Source organism: Komagataeibacter rhaeticus, assembly GCF_011611525.1.
Lineage (GTDB): Bacteria > Pseudomonadota > Alphaproteobacteria > Acetobacterales > Acetobacteraceae > Komagataeibacter > Komagataeibacter rhaeticus.
Window position 1 is genome coordinate 2,488,135 of the sequence record NZ_CP050139.1, and the last position, 24,348, is coordinate 2,512,482.

Sequence of the window (24,348 nt, forward strand, 5' to 3'; positions counted from 1 at the left end):
GGCCTGCCCTAGCTGTTCCAGCCGCCCATGCGGCACAGATGCGCCCAGTGCGCATCCGACACCGGCACCACCGACAGGCGGGACTGCCGCACCAGCGCCAGATCCGCCAGCGCCGGATCGGCCTTGATCGCAGCCAGCGTAACCGGCTGCGGCATGGGGCCTATGGCGCGCACGTCCACACAGACCCACTGCCCGGCCTGCGCCGTAGGGTCGGGATAGGCTGCGCGCACCACCTCGACCACCCCCACGATCTCACGCCCCACGTTGGAGTGGTAGAAGAAGGCCCGGTCTCCCACCCGCATGGCCGCCAGATTCTTCTTTGCCTGATGGTTGCGCACGCCGGTCCATGGCTCCACGCCGTTTTCCACCTGCTCGGCCCATGAAAAGGCATCCGGCTCGGACTTGATCAGCCAGTACGCCATGACCGGTTTCCTACTCCACCCGCAGGCTATCACGAAAAACTGAACGGAACGGACGGATCACCACGCTCTCGAACAGATCAACCTTGGCGTACGGGTCCTCCACGGCAAAGCCTTCCGCCGCGGCGCGGTCGGCCACGTCCACCACCAGCAGGCTGCCGCAGGGGCGGTTTTCCGCGTCCAGCAGCGGGCCGCCATGCACCACGTGCTGCTTCCACCGCTCCAGATAGGCCAGGTGCCGCTCACGCGTTGCCTTGCGGGTTTCAAGGCTGGCGGGCTTGTCGGTACAAATGATCGCAAACAGCATGTTTTCTCCTCTTGTGGCGGGACCGTACCATGACGGGACAGGACTGGCCGTGTCTTTTTTAACGCGATAGTGTAGAGCAGGAAATCGTCAGCCCCCAGCCACGCATGGGTGATGGCGGAAATTTTCATTGACCCCTTTCATTGCAGGGACAGGTGCCCCCGGCACGGATGGATCAACCTTGAACGCAACGCAGAGCCTTACCGCACGCACCGGTAACCTTTTTCATCGTTATGCCAACCCGGGCCGTTTCCTGCGCATGGGGGCGAAGCTGCAGCCATGGCTGACATGGCCCGCGCTTGTCCTGTCGGTGGCCGGAATCGTGTGGGGGCTGTTCTTCTCCCCCGCCGACTGGCAGCAGGGCGACAGCGTGCGCATCATGTACGTGCATGTGCCCACCGCATGGCTGGCATCGTCGGGCTATATGGGTCTGGCTGTCTGCTCGCTGCTGTCACTGGTGTGGCGCCACCCGCTGGCCGATCTGGCGGCGGTGGAAATCGGGCCGGTGGGCGCTGCCATCACCGCCGTATGCCTGGCCACCGGATCGCTGTGGGGCAAACCCATGTGGGGCACATGGTGGGTATGGGATGCGCGGCTGACATCGGTGCTGGTGCTGTTCTTCCTGTATCTGGGCCATATCGCGCTGATCCGTGCGTTTGACGAGCCGCAGCGCGGCTACCGCGCCGCCGCCATACTGGGGCTGGCCGGTGCGATCGACCTGCCCATCATCAAGTTCAGCGTACAGTGGTGGAACACGCTGCACCAGCCTGACAGCATCACGGTTACGGGGGCGCCGACCATGTCCACCTCCATGCTGTGGCCGCTGGGGCTGACCACGCTGGGCTTCACGCTCGGGTTTGGCGCCATCGTGCTGGCGCGCCTGCGTGCCTCGGTCATGGAAAGCCGTATCCGCACCATTCTGGCCGCCAGCCGTGGCCGCCAGTCCGCCGCCCAGCCCACCCCCACCACCGATAGTGCCCCCGCATGACCCACCTGCCTTATATTGCCGCGGCCTATGGCCTGACACTTGGCGTGGCCGCCATCCTGTCCATCAACGCAACCTTCCGCCTGCGCCAGGCACGCAAGCGCCTGGCCGCGATTGAACAGCCCCGGACCCGCCAGCCGTCATGACACGCAAGAGCCGACGCCTGTGGCTGGTCGTGGCGTGCATGATCGGACTTGGTTCCGCCGCCGCCCTCACCCTTAATGCCTTTTCCTCCAATATCGTGTTCTTCATGGCGCCCTCGCAGGTCCACGCCAAGCCGCCACCGGCCGACCGCACCATCCGCCTGGGCGGCATGGTGGTGGCGGGCAGCGTGCACCGTGAAAAGGTGAAGGACACGCCGGTCAACCTGTTTGACGTGACCGACGGCCAGGCCGCCGTGACCGTGCGCTACGAAGGCATCCTGCCCGACCTGTTCCGCGAGGGGCAGAGCGTGGTGGCGGTCGGTACCGTCAACCCCGATGGTACCTTCCGCGCCAGTGAGGTGCTGGCCAAGCATGACGAGACCTACATGCCCAAGGAAGTGGCCGAGGAACTGCGCCGCAGCGGCAAGTGGGACCCGCGCTTTGGCAAGGCGCCGGATGCGGCAAGCTGGAACACCATGACGGCGGCCGACACCCCGAAGAAACCGGCCACCCAGACACCTGACGGAAACTGACATCCGCGATGAACCCGGAACTTGGAAATTTTGCCCTGGCGCTGGCATGCTGCATGGCCGCCGGACAGGCGATCCTGCCCCTGATTGGCGCGAACCGGCGTGATGCGCGCCTGATGGCACTGGCGCCCGCGCTGGCGGTGGGGCAGATGCTGGCCCTGATCACGTCATTCGCCTGCCTGATCCATGCCGCCATCACCAACGATTTTTCGGTGCAGAACGTGGCGGCCAACAGTGCTGTCAGCAAGCCGCTGCTGTACAAGATCACCGGCGTATGGGGCAACCATGAGGGCTCGGTGCTGCTCTGGGCGATGATCCTGTCCATATGTGGTGGCGCGGTGGCCCTGTTCGGGCGTAACCTGCCTTCCGCGCTGCAGGCGCGCGTGATTGCGGTACTGGGCGGGGTTGCGGCGGGGTTCGAACTGTTCTGCCTCACCACCTCCAACCCGTTTGCCCGCGTGTGGCCTGCCCCGCTGGATGGCCAGGGCATGAACCCGCTGCTGCAGGACCCCGGCCTCGCCTTCCATCCGCCCATTCTCTACACCGGCTATGTCGGTTTTGCCGTTCCCTTCGCCTTTGCCATCGCCGCCCTGATCGAAGGAAGGGTCGATGCCGCATGGGGCCGCTGGGTGCGCCCGTGGGCGGTGGCGGCATGGTGCTTCCTGACCTGTGGCATCGCCATGGGGTCGTGGTGGTCGTATTATGTACTGGGCTGGGGTGGCTACTGGTTCTGGGACCCGGTGGAGAACGCATCCCTGATCCCGTGGCTGACGGGCACGGCGCTGGTGCATTCGGCAATCGTGGTGGAAAAGCGCGAGGCGCTGAAGATCTGGACCGTGCTGCTGGCCATCGGTACGTTCTCGTTCTCGCTTTCGGGCACGTTCCTTGTGCGTTCGGGCATTCTCAATTCCGTGCATGCCTTTGCCAATGACCCGGCGCGTGGCGTGTTCATCCTCGGGCTGCTGGCACTTGTCATTGGTGGCTCGCTGCTGCTGTTCGCCATCCGCGCGCCGCAACTGACCACGGGCGGGCTGTTTGCCCCCGTCTCGCGTGAAGGGCTGCTGGTGCTCAACAACATCCTGCTGTGCTCCATCTGCGCGGTGGTGCTGACGGGCACGATGTACCCCCCCTTCATGTCGCTTCTGTTCGGCAAGACGATTTCGGTCGGCAAGCCTTTCTTTGATGCAACCACCATCCCGCTGGCCATACCGCTTATGGTATTCATGGGGTTCGGCCCCATGGTGCCGTGGAAGCGCGCGCAGATGTGGCCGGTGCTGCGGCGTCTGTGGTGGGCGGCCTGTGTGGCGCTGGTGGCACTTGTACTCGCCACGGTCCGGATGCGGGACATCCTGCCGGTGCTGGCCACGGCCACGGCGGTATGGGTGATCTGCTCCAGCCTGGCCGATATTGCCGAACGCCTGCGCCTGTTCCGCCAGCCGCTGGCCTATAGCTGGCAGCGCGCGCGCAGCCTGCCGCGCGCGGTGTTTGGCGCGGCCCTTGCGCATGCGGGCGTGGGCATTGTGGTGCTGGGCATTGCCGGCATGTCACAGGCCGCGCACCGGATTGTGGAGGTGCATGTGGGCCAGAGCGAGATGCTGGCCGGTGACAGCTGGACGCTCACGGACGTGCATCCGGCGGAAGGCCCCAACTACAGTGCGCTGGTCGCCACCATCGAGGTCCGCCACAATGGCCGCCTGATCACCACGCTGCACCCCTCCAAGCGCACCTTTGCCAGCCAGCACCAGACCACGACGGAAGTGGCGATCCATACCAACCTGCTGGCGGATATTTACGGCGTGCTGGGTGACAGGCATGGCGATGACGCCAACCCGACCTATGTGCTGCGCCTGCATTACAACCCGCTGGCGCCGTGGATGTGGCTGGGCGGGCTGATCATGGCGTTTGGCGGCGCGCTTTCACTGTCCGACCGGCGGGTGCGCGTGGGCGCGCCGCGCCGGGCGAAAACGGTTGATGTGGTGGTGGTACAATGAGCGGGCAGCCTCCCTCTCCCACCCGCCGCCGCCTGCTCATGGCCGCCCCGCTGGTTGTGGCGGGCGGTGTGGGCGTGGGCTTCTGGCGCATGCTGTCGGGCATGACAAAAGGCTCGTTCGACCCGCATGACATCCATGCCCCGGCGCTGAACCGCCCCGTGCCCGACTTCGCCCTGCCCGACCAGGCACCGGGCAGCGGTTTTTCCGCGCAGGACCTGCGCGCGCTCAAGGCGCCGGTGCTGGTGAACTATTTTGCATCCTGGTGCATACCCTGCGTGGCCGAAATGCCGGTGCTCAACGCGCTGAAGGAAAAACTGCCCATATGGGGCATTGCGTACAAGGACAGGCCTGAACACGCGCTAGGTTTCGTGCAGCGCGCAGGCAACCCCTATGCCCGCATCGCCGCCGACCGGGACGGGCTGGCGGCCATTGACTGGGGCGTGTCCGGCGTGCCGGAAACCTTCCTGATCGGCCCCGGCGGCGTGATCCGCTGGCATACCGCCTCCCCCATTACCGAAACCATGATCACCCGCACGATCATGCCGCTGGCGGACAGCCTGAAGTCATGATGAAGAACCCGTTCCCGCGCCGTGGCGGCGTGCTGGCCCTGCTGGCCTGCCTGCTGTTCGCCCCGTTTATGGCCATGGCGGTGGATGACCCGTCCGAAATGCTGCCCGATCCGGCACAGGAACAGCGTGCCGAGGCCATTGGCGCCCAGTTGCGCTGCCTTGTCTGCCAGAACGAATCGATCGAGGACAGCAGCGCCGACCTGGCCCGTGACCTGCGCCATGTGGTGCGCGAACATGTGGCCAAGGGGGAAAGCAACCAGCAGATCATGGCGTGGATGGTCAGCCGCTACGGCAATTTCATCCGCCTCAGACCACCGCTGACCATAGGCACGCTGCTGCTGTGGATCATGCCGCTGCTGGCCCTGTGCATTGGCATTGGCGTTGCGTGGTGGACCTTCCGCAGGCCACGCGCCCCCACCCCGGCACCGCTGAGTGATGAAGAGCGCCGCCGCCTGTCAGACCTGACCGAAACACGCCGAGAGTGACATGATCTGGATTGGTATCTGCCTACTTGGCGTGATTGCGCTGCTGCCCGCGCTGCTGTCGTTCCGCCGCACCACGCTGCTGCGCGATGAACGCGAAACCGCCCTTGTCCTGCATCAGGCCCAGCTTGCCGAACTGGAGCGTGACCTGACCGAGGGCATGATCGCGCCATCCGAGCATGACAGCGCACGGCTGGAAATCCAGCGCCGCCTGCTGGGTGTTGACCTGCTGCCCGCCGAAAGGGCGGGCCGCTCCTCCTCCACCATGGCCATAATGGCGGCGCTGTTTGGCCTGCCGGTCGCGGCCGTGGCGCTGTACCTGACCGTGGGGCACCCGCAGCTTCCAGCCCAGCCGCTGGCCCCGCGCCTTGCGGCCCTCAAGCAGGAAGACCACCGCAATGACGCGATCATCGACCGGCTGCGTGACCAGCTCAAACTGATTCCACCGGGTGATCCCAGCCTGTTCCAGGGGTATGTGCTGCTGGGCCAGGCGGAAGCGGGGCGCGACCATTACGCTGCCGCAGCCCAGGCATGGCGTGAGGCAATTGCCCAAAAGTTCGAGCCGGAAGTGGCCGCCCGCGCGGCGGAAGCGCAGATGATGGCCGATGGCGGCCATATCTCGCCTGAAACCGCCGATCTGTACCGCCGTGCGCTGGACGCAGCCCCGCCAGATGCCCCGTGGCGCATGACGGTGCAGCAGCGCATTGCCCAGTCCGAGCACCAGTAACGGCCCATCAACAACGCGCTACCCATGCGCCCGCACGGGTTTTGGGGCTTGCCAGTTTCCTGTCCTTGGGCGGAAACTGGCTTCATGAGCAAGGACAAGACCCCCGCCCCCGCCCCTGCGGCTGATACAGCGCAGGATGAAGCGGCCAAGGAAGCCGCATTGCTGAAACAGCCCGCCGAACCTGATGAGCGTGGCGGCCCCAAGGGGCCGGAACCGACGCGCTACGGGGACTGGACGGTCAAGGGACGGTGCGTGGATTTCTGATCCGGCATTTTCACAAAAACGCCGATGAAAGATGATAAAAGTCCTCGGGTGCCGCCTTTTTTCAAAAAGGCGGTGTTTTTCGAAGCTTTTTGAAAAAAGCTTCACCAAGGACTTTCTTGTGATGGCTGGATGTTATCCGGGCAGGCTTTTCAGGCCGCTTCAGCCAATCTCGTTGGGAAGCGGCCCACGGCCAAAGCTGGTCTGGCGCGCCCGGTGCCCCGGCGGCGGAATGTTGCACGAGATGAGATAGATCCCGGCCACGAATACAAGCTGCGAGAGGGAATTGAACCACAGCGCCAGTTCATAGGCCCGCTCCGCCGTGACGGCCTGATAGACCGCATATCCTGCAAACGGGATGGAAATGGGCCGCATGCCCGCCAGCATGAGGCGCAGCGGATTCTGGTACCCCGGCCTGACCAGCCTGCGCAGGCGGTGGATGCCGATATAGAATATGACCTCGAAAAACCAGCCCAGCAGGTTGGTGATCACATTGTCCAGTGTCATCCCTTCCAGCACCAGCAGGGCGGATATGGACGCCGCCGAGAGCACGATCGAGCCGACCTGAAAACTCATGCCCATTTCCATCGCCGTCAGGCGATCGGGCAGGGCATCGGCAAAAGGCTGGAAAATCCGGTCCAGCAGCCAGGAATCGAACTGGTTGACGCGTTCACCAAATGACATGACTGTTCCCGGTCTCCTCACACCCCTCGTGGTCCGTAGTGTTATCCACCATACACGGCGGCGACAACCGCATCGGGGTAGCTGCCTGCCATCCCGGCCAGCGCGGTATTGCTGAGCATGACAATGCTTATCCCGCGTGCCCGGTCCACCACCCACTGGTGCCCGTACACACCCCCCCATGTAAAACTGCCGGGGCTGAGTGGCGTGCGCGCGGCAACGGGATCGGTTATGACCGCCCCCCCGTAGCCAAAGCGCCGCCCGCGTGCAAGCGGCCCCATGTCCACATCGCCAATCGCATTGCGACCGAACAGGGCAGCGGAGGCAGGAGCCAGCAGCCCCTCACCCCCCTGCCGGAGCGCTTCAAGAAAGGCGAGGAATTCCCCTGCCGTGCCCACCATGCCCGCACCACCAGAGGGATAGGAGGCCGGATTGAAGACCCGGTCGGGTGCGAAGCGGATTTCCCCGACCCCGCCACCGGGCAGCTGGCGGGGCAGCACGTAGGTCTCCCCCATGAGCAGCGGCATGGGCCGGGCATCGGCATAACACGCGGCCAGATTGTCACGCGCGGGCGGCGCGAATCCGGTCTGCCGCCAGCCCAGCGGGGCACCCACATGCTGCCGGACCACATCCGGCAGGGGCTGGCCGGTTATTTTTTCAATCACACCCCCCATCACATCCAGCCCCAGCGAATAGCTCCATCCCCGGCCCGGTGCGAACACCAGCCGGGTCGTGGCCAGGCGGGCCAGATTGTCGGCCAGTGAAACGCCGGGCTCCGCAATGCCGTCCGATACACCGGCGCGGGTATAGGGATTGTCATCCCGGGGGAAGGAAAAGCCATAGGTCAGCCCGCTGGTATGGGTCAGCAGCTGATGCGGCGTGATGACCGCCGCGCCACCATCGGGCAGGGCCGGGCTGAAATCCGGCAGGTAACGGGTAACCGGGGCATGCAGGTCCAGCAGCCCCTGCTCGGCCAGGGCAAGGGCTGCGGCGGTCACCACCGGCTTGGTCAGCGAAGCCAGGCGGAAGACGGTATCAGCCCGCATGGGCAGGCCCCGTTCCCGGTCCGCCAGCCCCACGGCCTCGGTCACCACGGGCTGGCCGTCCACCGCCACCAGCACCACTGCCCCGACCAGCCGGCCTGTCTGCACGGCGGTCTCCATGACATGGCGGACACGCTCCGTCATGCGCGCGGTATCCGGTTGGGCAACAGACATGTTTCCATCCTTTCTGGCACCATTACGGGCGGCCGAACTGGCCGACACACATAAAGCAGCGTAATCTTGCCGCCATGATAGCACGCCTGTTCCGCAAGACATTCCCCCTCTCCTTCCTGTTATGTGCAGGCTGCCTGCAATCCGGCCAGGCAGTCCCCGCCCGGGCCGCAACGCCCGCGACGGTACAGATCCAGCCCGACATGCCGCTGCGCGCCACGTTACCCAACGGGCTGCGGGTGGTGATCGTGCCGGACCGGCTGGCGCCGGTGGTCAGCACCGAAATCAACTACCTTGCCGGTTCGGCCGCGGCGCCGGCGGGCTTTCCCGGCACGGCACACGCGCTGGAACACATGATGTTCCGGGGCAGCAGCGGGCTGGACCGTGACCAGCTTGCCGCCATCGGCGCGCGACTGGGCGGCAGCTACAATGCCGACACGACGGAAAACGTGACGCAGTTCTTCTACACCGCCCCGGCCGAAAACCTGGATGTGCTGCTGCACATCGAAGCCCTGCGGATGGACGGCCTGACACTGGCGGCGGATGACTGGGCGCATGAACGCGGAGCGATCGAGCAGGAAGTCTCACGCGATATGTCCAGCCCCGGCTATGTCTACCTGTCGCGGCTGCAGTCCATCCTGTTTGCCGGAACGCCCTACGAACATGATGCGCTGGGCACGCGCCCGTCGTTTGACAGGACGGATACCACCCTGCTGCGCCGGTTCTACCGGGACTGGTATGCCCCCAACAACGCCATACTGGTCATTACCGGCGATGTGGACCCCGCCCGCACGCTGGCCCTTGTCAGGTCGGCCTTTGCCGCCATTCCCGCCCGCAGGCTGCCCCCGCGCCCCGAAATCCGCCCCGGCCCGCTCCATGCGCAGACCCTGCATTTCCCGACCGACTACCCGATGGGGCTGATGGCCATAGCCAGCCGCATGCCGGGACAGAACAGCCATGACTTCGCCACGGCACGCATCCTGTCCGATGTGCTGTCCAGCCAGCGTGGTGCCCTGTATGAACTGGTGCCACAGGGCCATGCGCTGCTGGCCAGCTTTGACTTCATTACCAAGGCGGATGCCGGCATCGGCATTGCCATTGCCGCCTTCCCCAAAGGCAGCGCGCCCGGCCCCCTTCAGGCACGGATGCAGGACATCCTGCGTGGCCTGCGTGAAAACGGCGTACCCGCCGATCTGGTCGATGCCGCCAAGCGCAAGGAACTGGCCCAGCTTGGCTTTGCCGCCAACAGCATTGCGGGCCTTGCGGAAAGCTGGTCCGAAGCCCTGGCCATCATGGGCCTGCAATCACCCGATGACGAGGCGGCCGCCTTCGCTTCCGTCACACCGGAAGATGTCAACCGCCTGGCCCGGCAGGTGCTGGACCCGCAGCAGTCCGTTACCGCCATCCTGACCCCGCGCGATGGCGGCCATACGGCGGCCGGCAAGGGATTCGGCGGTTCCGAATCCTTTGCCAGCATACCCGACCATCCTGTCAGCCTGCCCGACTGGGCCAATGCCAGCCTGCGTAGCATCCGCCCCCCGGTGCCCGCCGTACGGCCCACGACCTTCACCCTGCCCAACGGCCTGAAGCTGATCGTGCGCCCCGCCGCCGTCAGCCATACCATCAACCTGTATGGCATCATCCGCCAGAACGAGGACATGGAGGAACCACCCGGCAAGGAAGGCATTGCCGACATTACCGACGAGCTGTTCCATTACGGCAGCACCACCCATGACCGGATCGGATTGCAGAAGGCACTGGACGACATTGCCGCCACCGAAAGCGCCGGGGCCGAATTCAGCCTGAACGTCCTGACCCCGGATTTTGAACGGGGCCTGGCCCTGCTGGCGGAAAACGAACTGCACCCTTCCCTGCCCGAAGCGGCGTTCAGGGTGGTGCGCGCCAATACCGCCGCCTCCCTGTCCGGCCTGCTGCATTCGCCCGACTACCTGTTTGGCCGCGCGCTGCAGGCGGCCGTGTCCCCGCCGGGCGATCCCTCGCTGCGGCAGGCCAGCCCGGCACAGGTCATGAAGCTGACACTGGCGGACTGCCGTGCCTTCTGGGGGGCCGCCTACCGCCCGGACCTGACCACCATCGTCATCACGGGCGACATAACCCCCGATGCCGCCTACCGGGCGATTGCCCGCGCCTTTGGCCCGTGGCAGGCCATTGGCCCCACGCCGCTGGTCGACCTGCCGCCCCGGCCGGACAGCCGCGCACGCGTTACACATGTGCCAGATCCCTCCAGCATGCAGGCGACCGTGTCGCTGCCTGAAAGCCTGGGCATAACGGTTGATGACCCGGAGCATTTCGCCCTCAACCTGGGCAATGAAATCCTCGGGTCGGGCTTCTCCTCGCGCCTGTACCGCGACCTGCGGGTGCGCACCGGCTATGTCTATACCGTGCGCAGCCACCTGACATGGAAGCGCCATCGCAGCGCCTACAGCATTTCCTTCGGGGCGGACCCGGACAAGGTCGCCGCCGCGCGAAACGCCGCCGTGCATGACCTGATCACCATGCAGACCGAACCTGTCAGCGAGGATGAACTGACAATGGCACGCGCCGGCCTGCTGCGCAGCCTGAGCCTGCAATCGGCCAGCCTTGACACGATTGCCGAGAGTTACCTGCATTTCAGCAATCTTGGCCTGCCCCTCAACCAGAACGATATCGCGGCACAGGCCTATTATACGATGGATGCCATCGCCATCCGCGATGCCTTCCGCAAATGGGTCCGCCCGGCCGATCTGGCCACCATCATCAAGGGGCCCGCCACTGCGCCGTAGCAGGATATCTTTTAAATAATAAAAGTTTTTGGGTGCCGCCTTTTTTCAGAAAGGCGGTATTCCTTGCAGCTTTTTGAAAACAGCTTCACCAAAAAATTTTCTTGATCTGCTGGACGGTTCACAAGCACCGCACGCTGCTTCCCTGCCCCGTGCAAAAGAGCAGCCCATCACGTCCATCCGACATACAGGATCTGTTGTTCCGGCACGGCATGGTCCATGGGGCGGTGCCAGACCTTGCGCAATCCAATAAAAAAGGGCGGTGCATTCCTGCTCCGCCCCCTTTCACGCAGGGTCCGGTCCGCACAGGCGGACCGGGCCATGACGCGGGATCAGCCCTCGGCGTTACGGCGACGGATCGCGGCACCCAGGATATCACCCAGCGACGCACCGCTGTCGGACGAACCGTAGTCGGAGATCGCCTGCTTGTCTTCCTCGACCTCACGGCCACGGATGGTCAGGGCCAGCTTGCGGGCCGCACGGTCAACCGAGACAACCTTCGCATCGACGCGCTCACCAACGGCGAAACGCTCCGGACGCTGGTCGGCCTTGTCGCGTGCCAGTTCCGCACGGCGGATGAAGCCGGTCAGCACATCGTCAACCTTCACCTCGATGCCGTTCGACTGAACGGCGGTCACGATGCAGGTCACGACAGCGCCCTTCTGCACCTTGCTCAGGGTATCGGCGGCCGGATCTTCATGCAGCTGCTTGATACCGAGCGAGATGCGCTCCTTCTCCACATCCACGTCCAGAACCTTGGCCTTCACGACCTGGCCCTTTTCGTAATGGCTCATGGCGACTTCGCCCGGCTCGTCCCACGACAGGTCGGACATGTGAACCATGCCATCGATGTCGGCGGACAGACCGATGAACAGGCCGAACTCGGTGATGTTGCGGATCTCGCCTTCCACCACGGAACCAACCTTGTGTTCCTCGGCGAACTGCTCCCACGGGTTGCGCTGCACCTGCTTCAGGCCCAGCGAGATGCGGCGCTTCGCGCTGTCCACATCCAGGACCATCACATCGACTTCCTGCGAAGTGGCGACGATCTTGCCCGGATGGACGTTCTTCTTCGTCCAGGACATTTCGGACACGTGCACCAGACCCTCGACGCCCGGCTCCAGCTCCACGAATGCACCGTAATCGGTGATATTCGTGACGCGACCGGTGTAGCGGGCACCCGGCGGGTACTTGATCGCCACGTTCTCCCACGGGTCGGCCTCAAGCTGCTTCATGCCCAGCGAGATGCGCTGCGTGTCGGGGTTGAAGCGGATGACCTGCACGCGGACCGGCTGGCCGATCTGCAGCGCTTCGGACGGATGGTTGATGCGCTTCCATGCGATATCGGTCACATGCAGCAGGCCATCGACGCCGCCCAGGTCCACGAACGCACCGTAATCGGTGATGTTCTTGACCACGCCGTCAAGGATCATGCCTTCCTTCAGGCCCTGGATCAGCTCGCTGCGCTGTTCCGCACGGGTTTCTTCCAGCACGGCGCGACGCGAGACGACGATGTTGCCGCGCGCGCGGTCCATCTTCAGGATCTGGAAGGGCTGGGGCACGCCCATCAGCGGGGTGACATCGCGCACGGGGCGGATATCGACCTGTGAGCCGGGCAGGAAGGCCATCGCACCGCCGAGGTCGACCGTGAAGCCACCCTTGACGCGGCCATAGATAGTGCCGTTGACGCGCTGGTTGCTTTCGAACGCCTTTTCCAGGTTCGACCAGGCTTCCTCGCGGCGGGCCTTCTCACGCGACAGGACGATGGACCCGTCACGATCTTCGTACCGCTCGACGAACAGTTCGATAACATCACCCGGCTTGACATCGGGGGTAACACCCGGCGGGCCGAATTCCTTAAGGGCGACGCGCCCTTCGCTTTTCAGGCCGACATCGACGATCGCGAATTCATCCGTCAGGCGGACGACGCGACCCGTGACAACGGAACCGTCAAAGGCGGAATCCCGACCGAGGGTTTCCTCAAGAAGGGCGGCAAAGTCCTCGCCACCCTTATGGTCGGCGACGGGCTGTGTTGTGGCTGAAGCCATGAGCTACTCGTAAATCCTGTAACCACATGTCACCACGCGGGCGAATGTGGACAATCCTGCGCCCCCGCCTGCCCGCATGCACGCGGCCATGGGAACGGCTTGCCCGGCGAAAACGCCCCGACACGGTCGCGGCACGCCTGACGGCCAATAATGTGACGCCACGCCCCGCGCGCGTGCGCATGGGGCATGTACCGTTGAGCACAGACACCCTATGGATGGCGTATGTCAATAAAAACCATGGTCACGGCGCATGGTTCCCGCACAAAAGCGCTTCAGCGCGTCATGCGTGCAACGATGCGCAGCGCTTCGGCCAGGACTTCATCCGCACTCAGATGGTCGGTGCCGATATGCACGGCGTCCTCGGCCGCCCGCAGGGGGGCGACGGCGCGGCTGGAATCCGCCGCGTCCCTGGCGGCGATTTCGCGCTCCACGCGGGCGATCTGCTCCGCGCGGTCCGGCACGTCGGGGTTGGGCGCCATCTGCTCCCACCGCCGCACGGCGCGGGTGTAGGGGGATGCGGTAATGAACAGCTTGACCGTGGCGTCGGGAAAGATGACCGTGCCAATGTCGCGCCCATCCAGCACGGCGCCATGCGCACCCGCAAAGCGGCGCTGCACATCCACCAGCGTGCGGCGTACGGCCGCCTGGCTGGCCACCAGGCTTGCCGCCCGGTCCACTTCCGGCACGCGCAGGTCGGTGCGGCTCAAATCTTCCAGCCCGACCGAGGCGGCAAATTCCTCCGCCGCTGCCGTGGCGGGGTCCAGCCCCGCATCGATCATGCGCCGGCCCGTGGCGCGGTACAGCAGCCCGGTATCCAGATAGGGCAGGTCCAGCGCCTGTGCCAGCCTGCGCGCCAGCGTGCCCTTGCCCGCGGCGGCAGGCCCGTCAACCGCGATGACCAGCCGCCGCGTCATGCCCCAAGTCCCGCGCCGATGCTGTTCATCAGGGTGACAAAGCCGGGGAAGCTGGTGTCGATGAAGGCCGTATCGTCCACCGAGACCGGCCGGGCCGCCGCAAGCCCCATGATGATGGCGCTCATGGCCAGCCGGTGGTCCATATGGGTATGGACCAGCCCGCCACCGGGAATAACGCCGCCGGTGCCATGCACGATCATGTCATCACCCACCACCTCGACACGGATGCCGTTGGCTTCCAGCAGGGCGACGGTGGCGGCCAGGCGGTCGCTTTCCTTCACGCGCAGTTCCTCCAGCCCGCGAAAGCGCGACTGGCCGTTAGCATGTGCCGCCGCAACCGCAAGGATAGGATATTCATCAATCATGGACGGCGCGCGGGTGGCGGGCACGTCCACGCCATGCAGGCTGCCGGCCGTGGCGGTGATGTCGCCCACCGGCTCACCCCCCTCCACGCGCTCGTTGCTGATCACGAGGTCCGCCCCCATCTCACGCAGGGATGTGAACAGGCCGGTGCGCAGCGGGTTCAGCCCCACGCCCGGCACGCTGACCCTGGAGCCGGGCACCAGCAGGGCCGCCACCAGCACGAACGCCGCCGAGGACGGGTCCCCCGGCACCACGATGTCACACGCCACCAGATCCGGCCGCCCCTGCAGCGTGATCACGCGCCCGCCGGCCCCCATCGGCTCCACCCGCACGCTCGCGCCAAAGTGACGGAGCATGTTTTCGGTATGGTCGCGGGTGGCCACGGGTTCTTCCACCCGGGTCTCGCCCACCGCGTTCAGCCCGGCCAGCAGTACGGCGGACTTGACCTGCGCCGAGGCCACCGGCAGCCGGTAGGACAGCGGCGGCGGATTGGCGTTGCCCGCAATGGCCAGCGGCAGGCGACCGCCCCTGCGCGCAAGGAAGGTGGCCCCCGTGGCGGCCAGCGGGTCCATGACGCGCTTCATCGGGCGGCCGCGCAGGCTGGCATCCCCCGTCATGACCGATGTAAAGCCGTGGCTGGCCAGAATGCCCGACAGCAGGCGCGCCGCCGTGCCCGAATTGCCCATGTCCAGCACATCGGCGGGTTCACCCAGACCATCCAGTCCGCAGCCCTGCACCGTCCATGTGCCCGGCCCGTTGCGGGTTATGCTGGCGCCCAGCGCGCGCATGGCATCGGCGGTACGCAGCACGTCCTCGCCTTCCAGCAGGCCGGTGATGTGCGTCGTGCCGCGCGCAAGGGCGGAAAACATCAGCGAACGGTGGCTGATCGACTTGTCACCCGGCACATGGACCGAACCGGACAGGGGCGCACGCGGGGCCGTAACCGTCAGCGCGCGGACGGAAGAAGGGGCATGATCGGTTTTCATAACGCATCCAATTCCGTATTCCGGGTGGCAAAGTCAATCACAGATCGGCATGATCCCCCTGCCGGTGCATGCAGCCGTGTTTGACAGGCGGCGCACAAACTGGCATGGGGCTGCGCCTTTTGCCACTTCCGGATACCGTGGCTCCATTCATCATTCAAAAACAGGATCGACAGGTTCAAGATGGCTCAGTCCAACCTCGGCACCAAACGTGTCTGTGTCTCCTGCAGCGCCCGTTTCTACGATCTGAACAAGAATCCGGCGATCTGCCCAAAATGCGGTGCTGAACAGCCCGTGGAACTGCCCCGCGTGCGCCGCCCGGTGGACGTGCCCCCCGAATCCAAGCCCAAGACCGGTGATGACGCGCTGGACAACGACGTGGACGTCGACCTGGACACGGATGCGGATGAAGATGCCGATGCGGGCCTGCCCGATGACGCGGGGCTGGATGATGATGACGATGATGACATCAGCAGTGCCGACATCGACGTAAAGACCGACAAGGACGACCACGACAACTGATCACCCGCAGGCCCGGCGCACAGGCACCGGGCCTGCATGCCTCATGCGGCGGGGTTGCGGCGTTCGATCTCGACCCCGACCGATTCGGCATCATCGAAGATGTCAAGCTTTTCCACGCTGACCCGTGTCACGCGCACGCGCCTGTCAGCCAGCACGCCGGCCGCGATTCGTTCGGCCAGCGTCTCCACCAGGGCGACATGCCCCCGCGCCACCAGTTCGCGCACCAGCAGCACCACCCGTTCATAGGATACCGTACGCCCCAGGTCGTCCGGCCCCACGTCCAGCGTCGTGCCATCCACCACGCCAAAGGCCACATTGACCCGTATGCGCTGGGTCACCCCCTGCTCATGCGCGAATACGCCGATATGGGCATCAAGCACCATGTTGCGCACGAACAGGCAGCGCAGCGGTTCAGGGTCGTTCCATGGTGGCAGCAGGGACATGGCGGTTCCGGTCGGATGTGGCGTTCAACCCCGTGCGGGCGCGGGTGACCACTGCATGTGCTGGCCCCCGTCAAGGGCCAGCATCTGCCCCGTAACGGAGGGCAGGCACAGCAGCGACAGCGCCGCACGGGCAATTTCATCAGGGGTGGCGGCGCGGCCCAGCGGCACGGACGCGCACTGGCGGGCAAACTGCTCCGCACTCTGGGCCGGCGTGGGCAGGACCGGGCCGGGGCCAATGGCGTTGACCCGGATGTTACGTGGCGCCAGCGCCAGCGCCATGGTCTGGGTCAGCGTCCACAACGCTGCCTTCGAGACGGTATAGCTGACAAAATGCGGGGTGAGCGACCAGACCCGCTCGTCAAGCATGTTCAGCACCATGCCCGCGGCATGGGCGGGCAGCAGGCGGGCGAATTCCTGCATCAGCACGAATGGCGCGCGGGTATTGGGTTCCATATGGGCATCCCACCCCTCGCGCGTGGCGCTGTCCCATTCATCGCGCCGGAACAGGCTGGCATTGTTTACCAGCACACCCACCGGCCCCAGCGCGCGGGTTGCATCGGCCAGCAGGGGGCGGATGGAGGCCTCGCAGGCCAGATCGGCCTGGAGCACGCAGCTCCCGCGACCCAGCGCGCGGATTTCGGCCATGGTCTCCCCTGCCGCCTGTACGGAGCGGTTGCAGTGCAGGGCCACGTCAAACCCCGCGCGCGCCAGTTCCAGCGCAATGGCGCGGCCAAGGCGCGCGGCACCGCCGGTTACCAGCGCCACACGCGGCACATCCTGCGGCACCGGCCACGCCATGGGGGTGTTCATGCGGGCCGTCGCGCCATGATGGCGGCGGCAAGCGTGCCATCATCCAGCACGTCCAGCGCGCCGCCCACGGGCACGCCCTGCCCCACCCGGCTGACCTGCACGTCAAAGCGGGCCAGACGTTCATGCAGCCAGTGCATGGTGGTGGCCCCTTCCACCGTCGTTCCCAGCGCAAGGATCACCTCGCGCACGCCACCTGCGGCGATACGGTCCAGAAGCGGCTGGACATTCAGGTCATCCGGTCCCACGCCCGACAGGGCGGACAGCGTGCCGCCCAGCACCTGATACACGCCACGATGCACGCCCGCGCGTTCCAGCGCCCACAGGTCGCCCACATTTTCCACCACGCAGACCAGCCCGTCATCGCGCGCCGGGTCGGTGCAGATGCCACACGGGTCGGTTGTATCCAGATTGCCGCAGCGCGAACAGGTGCGCACGGCGCGTGCCGCCTGTTCCATGGCCTGCGCCAGGGGCAGCATGCGGGCATGGGGCTGGCGCAGCAGCGCCAGGGCCGCGCGCCGGGCCGAACGCGGCCCCAGCCCCGGCAGGCGGCCCAGCAGGGTCACCAGCCGGTCAATCTCGCCCCGGCCGCTCATCGCGGTTCCTTCCGGCAGGTGCTCAGAACGGGAACTTCATGCCGCCGGGCAGGCTCAGGCCGCCGGTCACCTTCTTCATTTCCTCGCTGGCACTGGCATCGAGCTTCTTGCGGGCATCGGCGCAGGCGGCCAGGATAAGGTCCTGCAGCATTTCCATTTCAGCCGGGTCAGCCAGCTTGGGGTCGATGGTGATCGACTTCATGTCCCCCTTGCCATTCATGGTCAGGGTCACCATGCCGGCACCAGCACTGCCTTCGATGGTCATGGTTTCCAGCTTGGCCTGCATTTCTTCCATGCGCGCCTGCATCTGGGTGGCCTGCTTCATAAGACCGGCAAGATTTTTCATGTTCCGTGTATCTCCTCAAACAAAATCGTCTGTGTCCAGATCGTCCTCTCCTGCCACATCGGCATCAAGGGGCGCGAATTCGAGATCCGGGACCAAATTCAGGTCTGCCATGTCCTCGGGCGGCAGGCCGTAATCATCAAGCGCGTGATCGGTCACTTCCCCCAGCCTGGCCGTGGGAAAGACCTGCATCGCTGCCTGTACCAGCGGATGGGCCTCGGCTGCCGCACGGTGCAGCTGGATGATTTCCGCCCCCTGTTCGGCCAGCGTGGCCTCACCCGGTGCATCGGACAGGCGGACCTGCCATGTCCCGTCCCCCGTTCCCTCGCGCAGCAGGGTTTCCAGCCGCCGGGCCAGCCCGGGCAGGCTGTTGCGCTCCACCCGGATCTCGATCAGCGGCGGCGCGAAGGAGACAAGATGGGTCGCATGCCGCAGATGGCCATGCAGCATGGCGTCACGGCCCGATACGAAGGCCACGGCCTCACGCCATGTGCGCGGCGGGGTTACCGGTGGCGGGACGGGTGCCGTCTCTTCCACCCGGCCCGGCTGCGGCGTGGGGCGGGGCGTGCCCTCCACCCGCATGCCGCCATTGGCCACCATGCGGATTTCACCCCCGCCCTGCGGCCCCTGCGCGGGCGCCGGGGCGGCAACGGCCTGCTGGCCCGCAGGGGCGGACGATGTGCCCTGACCACCCGCCATGGCCGGAGCGGGACCTGCCTGTATCGGCGTGGCCGGCCCATCCTGCCCCAGCATCCTGCGCACCACGTCCCCCGGCGGGGGCAGGTCGGCCACGTAGCACAGGCGGATCAGCACCATGTCCACCGCCTGCCTGCGGTCGGGCGCGTGCTCGACTTCTTCCACGCCCTTGAGCAGCATCTGCCATGTGCGCCCCAGAACCGGCACCGGCACCCGCTCGGCCAGCGCGGCACCCCGCTGGCGCTCGGCTTCCGGCATTTCGGGATTGTCGCGCAGGGCCGGAATGGCCTTGATGCGCGAGACGGTATGCACAAGTTCCAGCACATCGCCCAGCATGACGCCAAGGTCGCCGCCACGCATGTACACATCACCCGTTATTTCCAGCGCCCGGTCGGCCCGGCCTTCCAGCACGGCGTCCAGCAGGTCGAACACCAGCCCCCGGTCCGCCAGCCCCAGCATGCCCGCCACCAGATCCACCCCGATGGGCGCGGCATCGGCCCCGCCTTCCCCATCCAGCGTACCCTGGGCAATGGCCTGATCCAGCAGCGACAGGCCATCGCGCACCGAGCCATCGGCCGCGCGCGCGATCAGGGCCAGCGCATCGGCGCTGAACCGCACATGCTCGGCCTGTGCCACGCGGTCGAAATGCGCGGCAAGCTCGACCTGCGGCACGCGGCGCAGGGCAAAGGTCTGGCAGCGTGACAGCACGGTCACCAGCACCTTGCGCAGTTCGGTGGTGGCAAAGATGAAGGTGACCTGTGGCGGCGGTTCCTCCAGCGTCTTGAGCAGCGCGTTGAACGCGTTGCGCGAAAGCATGTGGACCTCATCGATGATGAAGACCTTCATACGCCCCTGCAGGGGCCGGAAGCGGGTCGCCTCGATGATTTCACGCACGTCGTCCACGCCCGTGCGGGACGCGGCGTCGATTTCCAGCACGTCGGGGTGCCGGTCCGCCAGGATCGCCACACAGTTGGGGCACACGCCACACGGGTCGGCCGTGGGGCCGCCCCTGCCATCCGGCCCGGTGCAGTTGAGCGCGCGGGCGATGATGCGGGCCGTGGTGGTCTTGCCCACGCCGCGCACGCCCGTCAGCATGAAGGCATGCGCCACGCGCCCCTGTGCAAAGGCGTTGCGCAGGATACGGACGGTGGTTTCCTGTCCGATCAGGTCATCGAATGTGGTGGGGCGGTATTTGCGGGCCAGCACGCGGTAGGGAGCGGCGGCAGCCGCATCCGGGACGGCCGGTACAGCGGATGGCTGCGGTGCGTCACCAAACAGGCCGGGGCCATCTGCGGGCGGCGCAGGCAGCCCGGCCTCCTCGGAACGATCCTGATCCGATGGAACGGTCATTGATGCATCCGGGCTGGAGAAGTGGCCATCGGGCATACAGCGCAATGGCGGCACAGGAACTTTCGGGTGGAAGACCGGCCATAACCCGGACGAAACTCACTACGGCTGCTTCCTTCCGGACCTGACCAGGTTAGCAAGGTATCCGTCTACAACCGATCTCCCGGCCGCGTTCTAACACATACACCCGCCCCATGCACAAGGGGCGTTGAAAAAAAATAGCAGCCCCGCCCTTATTCCCCCACGGCGGCGCCGGACTGGTGGCGCATGTCGGCCCCGCCATAATAGCGTGCCTGCCCGACCCGGCCGATGCGCGGCCCACCGGCAAGGATGCTTTCGGCCACACCCCAGGGGGCGTGTTCCTCGATTTTGTAGCCCTCACGGGTCAGGGTCTTGACAACGGCGGGGGACAGCGCGCCCCTTTCCACCTGCACCACATCGGGCTGCCACTGTTCATGGATGCGTGGCAGGTCAACCGCCTGCTGCACGTCCAGCCCGTAATCCACCATGCCCGTCAGTACCGACAGCACGATGGTGGGAATGCGCGAGCCACCGGGGCTGCCCAGCACCATGACCGGCTGGCCCGCGCGCGAGACAATGGTCGGCGCCATGGAGGAAAGTGGCGTCTTGCCCGGCGCGATGGCATTGGCCTGACTGCCGATGATGCCGAACATGTTGGGCACACCCGGCTGGCTGGAGAAGTCATCCATCTCGTCATTCATGACAATGCCGGTGCGCCCTGCCACAACCCCCGCGCCAAACCAGCCATTGAGCGTGTAGGTCACGGCCACGGCCATCCCGTCACGGTCGGCTATGGAGTAATGGGTGGTCTCCTCCTTCTCGCTTTCCGGCGCGCCGGGATGAAGGCTGGCGGAGGAGACGGCATGGTTGAGCGGCAGGGACTGGCGGATCTGCAGCGCATAGGCCGGGTCGGTCAGGTGGGCCACGGGATTGGTGACGAAGGCCGGGTCACCCAGGTCCTGCCGGTCGGCATAGGCGTGGCGCATGGCCTCGACCTCACGCTGGATGCTGGCGGCCGTATGCAGGCCAAGGGCATGCATGTCGTAGCCCGACAGGATGTTCAGCATCTCGCACAACGCCACACCGCCGCCGCTGGGGGGCGGCGCGGTATCGATATGGTAGCCCCGGTACTCACATGACAGCGGCGCCATCATGCGCGTGTGGTAGCTGGCAAAATCCTGGCGTGACAGGATGCCGCCCCCCTTCCTGCTGCTTTTCACGATTTCCCTGGCAACCGGGCCTTCGTAGAAGGCGCGCGCCCCATCACGGGCAATCCGCTCCAGCGTGCGCGCCAGGTCGGGCTGCACCAGCCTCTCGCCCGCCGCAAGGGGCGTGCCGTCGGCATGCAGGAAAATCTTGCTGGCATACGGGTCTTTGGCAAAGGCGGCGGTGGCGGTATGCAGCAGGTCAACATCGCTGGGCTTGAGGACAAAACCATCGCGGGCCAGCGCAATCGCGGGCGCCATGACATCCGCGCGGGACAGTTTGCCCCAGCGGTCATGCACCGCCTCCATCCCCGCCACGGTGCCGGGAACGGCCACGGCCCGCCATCCGGTGGTGGACGCCCCGGCAATGACGTGGCCCGACCCGTCGCGGTACATGTCAGGCGTTGCGGCGGCCGGGGCGTGTTCACGGAAATCAAGGAACGTGACATGCCCGTCGGGCGTGCGCAGGGTCATGAAGCCGCCGCCACCAATATTGCCGGCGGCAGGGTACACCACGGCCAGCGCATAGCCCACGGCCACGGCCGCATCCACCGCGTTGCCGCCGCGCGCAAGGATATCCGCCCCCACATGCGACGCGATATCCTGTGCCGCCACCACCATGCCATTGCGGCCCGGCATGGGGGCCAGGCCCACGGCCTGCCCCGTATGCGTTGTCTCGAACGCCAGCGGATCGGACACCGCGGCACTGGCGGCCAGCGGCGCACCGGTGGCGATACAGGCAAGAAGGACCGCGCCATACCGCAGGCTGCCGGGAAAAGGCATGAAGGCCCCGCTCCTGATTGTCTTTAGCATTGCAACAGACGCGCGCGGGCTCATGCCGCCGGATAGGGCGGGCAGGTATAGCCCGCGGGCGAAAGGGTGAAGACCTCGCACCCGTCCTCGGTCACGCCCAGCATGTGCTCGAACTGGGCGGACAGGGAGCGGTCACGGGTCACGGCGGTCCAGCCGTCATCAAGGATCTTCACATCCGGGCGCCCCGCATTGAGCATCGGCTCGATGGTGAAGAACATGCCGGGCCGCAGGACCAGCCCCTCACCCGGACGGCCATAGTGCAGCACGTTGGGCGGCGCGTGGAAGGTACGGCCGATTCCATGGCCGCAGAAATCCTCCACCACCGAAAAGCGGCGTGCTTCGGCATAGGTCTGGATGATATGGCCGATATCACCCAGCGTGGCGCCGGGACGCACCGCGTCGATGGACAGCATGAGCGACTCGTAGGTCGCCTCGATCAGCTTCTGGGCCTTTATGGGAATCCTGCCGACCGTGTACATGCGGCTGGTATCACCGTACCAGCCGTCAAGGATGACGGTCACGTCGATGTTGAGGATGTCGCCATCCTTCAGCGTGCGCTCACCGGGGATGCCATGGCAGACGACATGGTTGATCGAGATGCAGCTTGATGCCGGGTAGCCCCGGTAGCCCAGCGTGGCCGGGACCGAGCCGTTGGCGATCATGAAATCATGGATCAGCCGGTCCAGTTCGCCCGTGCTCACCCCTTCACGCACATGCGGGGTGATCATGTCCAGCGTACGGGCGGCAAGCTGGCCTGCCGCGCGCATGCCGGCAAAATCCTCGGGGGAATGGAGCTGGATTCCACCGCCCCGCATATCGCCTTCCATGGCGTGATCCTTTCCTGTGCTCGACACATGACCACCCGCCCGCAGTCATGAAAGGACAACAGGAGCACGCCCGCCTTCAGGCCGGGCGCGCCGGATGGATGATGCTGTTCCTATACCGCGCCAGTCGCGCGCTGTCAGCTTCGGGCTTTGGCATGCACATGGGTGGTGTGCGCGACATGTCCCATGCTGACCAGATGCACATGCGCCCGGACCGGGGCCGGGTGGATGTGCACGACCGTGCCATGCCCGCGCCGGATACGGATGTAGGATGCCGGAATGGCCGGGGCCTCGGCCACTTCCACCGGGCGCCGGGCAGCAGCCAGGGCCACGCCCCCCGTACCGCCCCGCCGGCCCCATGCCGCATGCGCCGCCTGGGCGCGCGCCAGCACCAGCGGGTGCAGGCCGGCGGGGGCCACGCCTTCGGTCTGGAAACTGGCATCCAGCAGTTCGGCCATGGTGGTGTTGCGGCGGCTGTTGGATTTCGCCCCCATCACCACCCCGATCAGGCGCACGTTGTCGCGCACGGCGGAGGTGACAAGATTATGTCCCGCCTCATCCGTATAACCGGTCTTGAGGCCATCGGCACCGGGATAGGCCCCCAGCATGGGGTCGTGATTGGGCACGGCATGGCCGTGGAAATAGAATCCGGGCACCGCGAAATAATGGTAATATTCGCCGTAATCGACGATCAGGTGCCGTGCCAGGACGGCCAGGTCGCGCGCCGATGTCATCTGCTCCGGATTCGGCAGGCCGGATGCGTTGCGGAACACGGTGTCGTACATGCCCAGCCTGCCGGCCTCGCGCGTCATCATCGCGGCAAAGCGGGTCTCGTCCCCGCCACCCAGGAATTCACCCAGCGCGCAGGCCGCATCATTGGCGGACTTGGTGACAAGGGCCAGGACTGCCTGTTCGACCGTAAGGGAACTGCCGGGCCGCAGGCCCAGCTTCGATGGCTCCATCGAGGCGGCATGCACGGATACCGGCATCTGCTGTTCCAGCGTGACCTGCCCCGTGCGCACGGCCTTGAAAGTCAGGTAGAGCGTCATGAGTTTGGTAAGGCTGGCGGGATAGCGCCGCAGGTCCGGGTCCTGCTGGGACAGTACGGCACCCGTGCGGGCATCCACCACGATGGAACTGACCTGTCCCGCATACTGGGCGCGCGCGGCATGCATGCCGCCAAGGCCGATGCACAGGCCCACGGTGGCCGTGACCCTGAGGCGGGAGAAGGTGCGGAGGGGAAGGCGGCTCATATGATCGGGAAACCTGCGGATGCAATGACAGTCATATGGCTTGCGGACATGCGGTGTTCGCGCACGCCCCTCCATCCATTTACG

The 24,348-nt window shown here is 65.9% G+C and carries 25 protein-coding genes and 1 other RNA gene; 10 read left to right on the forward strand and 16 right to left on the reverse strand.

Annotation, left to right across the window (positions count from 1 at the left end; genetic code table 11):
* Window positions 1–8: 8 nt before the first annotated feature.
* The gene (locus GWK63_RS11350; RefSeq protein ID WP_039999589.1) at window positions 9–422 is read right to left on the reverse strand and encodes an EVE domain-containing protein; all 414 of its coding nucleotides are present in this window, start codon (window positions 420–422) and stop codon (window positions 9–11) included.
* A 10-nt stretch (window positions 423–432) separates the two neighbouring features.
* The gene (locus tag GWK63_RS11355) at window positions 433–726 is read right to left on the reverse strand and encodes a YciI family protein (protein WP_007399585.1); all 294 of its coding nucleotides are present in this window, start codon (window positions 724–726) and stop codon (window positions 433–435) included.
* Window positions 727–904: 178 nt separating this feature from the next.
* Between GWK63_RS11355 and GWK63_RS11360 the strand changes: the two genes are divergently transcribed.
* The 8 genes from GWK63_RS11360 (at window position 905) to GWK63_RS11395 (ending at window position 6,414) form a co-directional block, all read left to right on the forward strand.
* Entirely contained in the window at window positions 905–1,711 is an 807-nt protein-coding gene (locus GWK63_RS11360; protein WP_007399584.1) for a heme ABC transporter permease, read from the forward strand.
* Complete coding sequence (locus GWK63_RS11365) at window positions 1,708–1,854, forward strand: heme exporter protein CcmD (protein ID WP_007399583.1); 147 nt, start codon at window positions 1,708–1,710, stop codon at window positions 1,852–1,854. The genes GWK63_RS11360 and GWK63_RS11365 overlap by 4 nt, the downstream gene beginning before the upstream one ends.
* Window positions 1,851–2,384, forward strand: a complete 534-nt coding sequence (gene ccmE / locus GWK63_RS11370) for a cytochrome c maturation protein CcmE (RefSeq protein ID WP_007399582.1) — start codon at window positions 1,851–1,853, stop codon at window positions 2,382–2,384. The genes GWK63_RS11365 and ccmE overlap by 4 nt, the downstream gene beginning before the upstream one ends.
* Window positions 2,385–2,392: 8 nt before the next feature.
* Window positions 2,393–4,372 carry a heme lyase CcmF/NrfE family subunit gene (locus GWK63_RS11375; protein WP_007399581.1) on the forward strand — a complete coding sequence of 660 codons (1,980 nt, stop codon included), beginning with the start codon at window positions 2,393–2,395 and terminating at the stop codon, window positions 4,370–4,372.
* On the forward strand, window positions 4,369–4,941 hold the full coding sequence (locus GWK63_RS11380) for a DsbE family thiol:disulfide interchange protein (RefSeq protein ID WP_034933248.1): 573 nt from the start codon (window positions 4,369–4,371) through the stop codon (window positions 4,939–4,941). The genes GWK63_RS11375 and GWK63_RS11380 overlap by 4 nt, the downstream gene beginning before the upstream one ends.
* The gene (locus GWK63_RS11385; protein ID WP_007399579.1) at window positions 4,938–5,426 is read left to right on the forward strand and encodes a cytochrome c-type biogenesis protein; all 489 of its coding nucleotides are present in this window, start codon (window positions 4,938–4,940) and stop codon (window positions 5,424–5,426) included. Before GWK63_RS11380 ends, GWK63_RS11385 begins: the two co-directional genes overlap by 4 nt.
* 1 nt (window position 5,427) lies before the next feature.
* On the forward strand, window positions 5,428–6,150 hold the full coding sequence (gene ccmI, locus GWK63_RS11390; RefSeq protein WP_007399578.1) for a c-type cytochrome biogenesis protein CcmI: 723 nt from the start codon (window positions 5,428–5,430) through the stop codon (window positions 6,148–6,150).
* 84 nt (window positions 6,151–6,234) lie between these two features.
* Window positions 6,235–6,414, forward strand: coding sequence for a DUF1674 domain-containing protein (locus GWK63_RS11395; RefSeq protein WP_034933256.1), 180 nt, complete (start codon window positions 6,235–6,237; stop codon window positions 6,412–6,414).
* Window positions 6,415–6,573: 159 nt separating this feature from the next.
* Here the strand turns inward: GWK63_RS11395 and GWK63_RS11400 are convergent, their stop codons facing one another.
* On the reverse strand, window positions 6,574–7,095 hold the full coding sequence (locus tag GWK63_RS11400; protein WP_007399576.1) for a hypothetical protein: 522 nt from the start codon (window positions 7,093–7,095) through the stop codon (window positions 6,574–6,576).
* A 41-nt stretch (window positions 7,096–7,136) separates the two neighbouring features.
* Window positions 7,137–8,309: a serine hydrolase domain-containing protein gene (locus GWK63_RS11405; RefSeq protein ID WP_007399575.1), complete on the reverse strand. Its 1,173-nt coding sequence runs from the start codon at window positions 8,307–8,309 to the stop codon at window positions 7,137–7,139.
* A 74-nt stretch (window positions 8,310–8,383) separates the two neighbouring features.
* Between GWK63_RS11405 and GWK63_RS11410 the strand changes: the two genes are divergently transcribed.
* Window positions 8,384–11,089 (forward strand): M16 family metallopeptidase, encoded by a 2,706-nt coding sequence (locus tag GWK63_RS11410; protein ID WP_007399574.1) that lies wholly within the window; start codon window positions 8,384–8,386, stop codon window positions 11,087–11,089.
* 329 nt (window positions 11,090–11,418) lie between these two features.
* Here the strand turns inward: GWK63_RS11410 and rpsA are convergent, their stop codons facing one another.
* The 3 genes from rpsA to aroA all read right to left on the reverse strand — a co-directional run bounded on the left by rpsA (window position 11,419) and on the right by aroA (window position 15,397).
* On the reverse strand, window positions 11,419–13,134 hold the full coding sequence (gene rpsA, locus GWK63_RS11415) for a 30S ribosomal protein S1 (protein ID WP_007399571.1): 1,716 nt from the start codon (window positions 13,132–13,134) through the stop codon (window positions 11,419–11,421).
* 272 nt (window positions 13,135–13,406) lie between these two features.
* Window positions 13,407–14,048 carry a (d)CMP kinase gene (gene cmk / locus GWK63_RS11420; protein WP_007399570.1) on the reverse strand — a complete coding sequence of 214 codons (642 nt, stop codon included), beginning with the start codon at window positions 14,046–14,048 and terminating at the stop codon, window positions 13,407–13,409.
* A complete protein-coding gene (gene aroA, locus GWK63_RS11425; RefSeq protein ID WP_039999583.1) occupies window positions 14,045–15,397 on the reverse strand; it encodes a 3-phosphoshikimate 1-carboxyvinyltransferase in 1,353 nt (450 codons plus the stop codon). The genes cmk and aroA overlap by 4 nt, the downstream gene beginning before the upstream one ends.
* Window positions 15,398–15,577: 180 nt before the next feature.
* Here aroA and GWK63_RS11430 point away from each other — a divergent pair, with 180 nt between their 5' ends.
* Complete coding sequence (locus tag GWK63_RS11430) at window positions 15,578–15,916, forward strand: TIGR02300 family protein (protein ID WP_007399567.1); 339 nt, start codon at window positions 15,578–15,580, stop codon at window positions 15,914–15,916.
* A 41-nt stretch (window positions 15,917–15,957) separates the two neighbouring features.
* On the opposite strand, the gene folB is transcribed toward GWK63_RS11430, so the two are convergent.
* The 9 genes from folB to GWK63_RS11475 all read right to left on the reverse strand — a co-directional run bounded on the left by folB (window position 15,958) and on the right by GWK63_RS11475 (window position 24,264).
* Window positions 15,958–16,359 (reverse strand): dihydroneopterin aldolase, encoded by a 402-nt coding sequence (gene folB / locus GWK63_RS11435; protein WP_007399566.1) that lies wholly within the window; start codon window positions 16,357–16,359, stop codon window positions 15,958–15,960.
* A 24-nt stretch (window positions 16,360–16,383) separates the two neighbouring features.
* On the reverse strand, window positions 16,384–17,169 hold the full coding sequence (locus tag GWK63_RS11440) for an SDR family oxidoreductase (protein WP_007399565.1): 786 nt from the start codon (window positions 17,167–17,169) through the stop codon (window positions 16,384–16,386).
* The gene (recR, locus tag GWK63_RS11445; RefSeq protein WP_007399564.1) at window positions 17,166–17,762 is read right to left on the reverse strand and encodes a recombination mediator RecR; all 597 of its coding nucleotides are present in this window, start codon (window positions 17,760–17,762) and stop codon (window positions 17,166–17,168) included. The genes GWK63_RS11440 and recR overlap by 4 nt, the downstream gene beginning before the upstream one ends.
* A 22-nt stretch (window positions 17,763–17,784) precedes the next feature.
* Entirely contained in the window at window positions 17,785–18,108 is a 324-nt protein-coding gene (locus GWK63_RS11450; protein ID WP_007399563.1) for a YbaB/EbfC family nucleoid-associated protein, read from the reverse strand.
* A 15-nt stretch (window positions 18,109–18,123) separates the two neighbouring features.
* On the reverse strand, window positions 18,124–20,151 hold the full coding sequence (locus tag GWK63_RS11455; RefSeq protein WP_039999580.1) for a DNA polymerase III subunit gamma/tau: 2,028 nt from the start codon (window positions 20,149–20,151) through the stop codon (window positions 18,124–18,126).
* Between the two features lie 66 nt (window positions 20,152–20,217).
* An RNA gene (ffs, locus tag GWK63_RS11460) (signal recognition particle sRNA small type) lies at window positions 20,218–20,312 on the reverse strand.
* Window positions 20,313–20,381: 69 nt separating this feature from the next.
* Window positions 20,382–22,157: a gamma-glutamyltransferase gene (gene ggt, locus GWK63_RS11465; RefSeq protein WP_007399561.1), complete on the reverse strand. Its 1,776-nt coding sequence runs from the start codon at window positions 22,155–22,157 to the stop codon at window positions 20,382–20,384.
* A 50-nt stretch (window positions 22,158–22,207) separates the two neighbouring features.
* Entirely contained in the window at window positions 22,208–23,014 is an 807-nt protein-coding gene (gene map, locus GWK63_RS11470; RefSeq protein WP_007399560.1) for a type I methionyl aminopeptidase, read from the reverse strand.
* A gap of 134 nt (window positions 23,015–23,148) precedes the next feature.
* Window positions 23,149–24,264 (reverse strand): D-alanyl-D-alanine carboxypeptidase family protein, encoded by a 1,116-nt coding sequence (locus GWK63_RS11475; RefSeq protein ID WP_007399559.1) that lies wholly within the window; start codon window positions 24,262–24,264, stop codon window positions 23,149–23,151.
* Window positions 24,265–24,348: the final 84 nt, after the last annotated feature.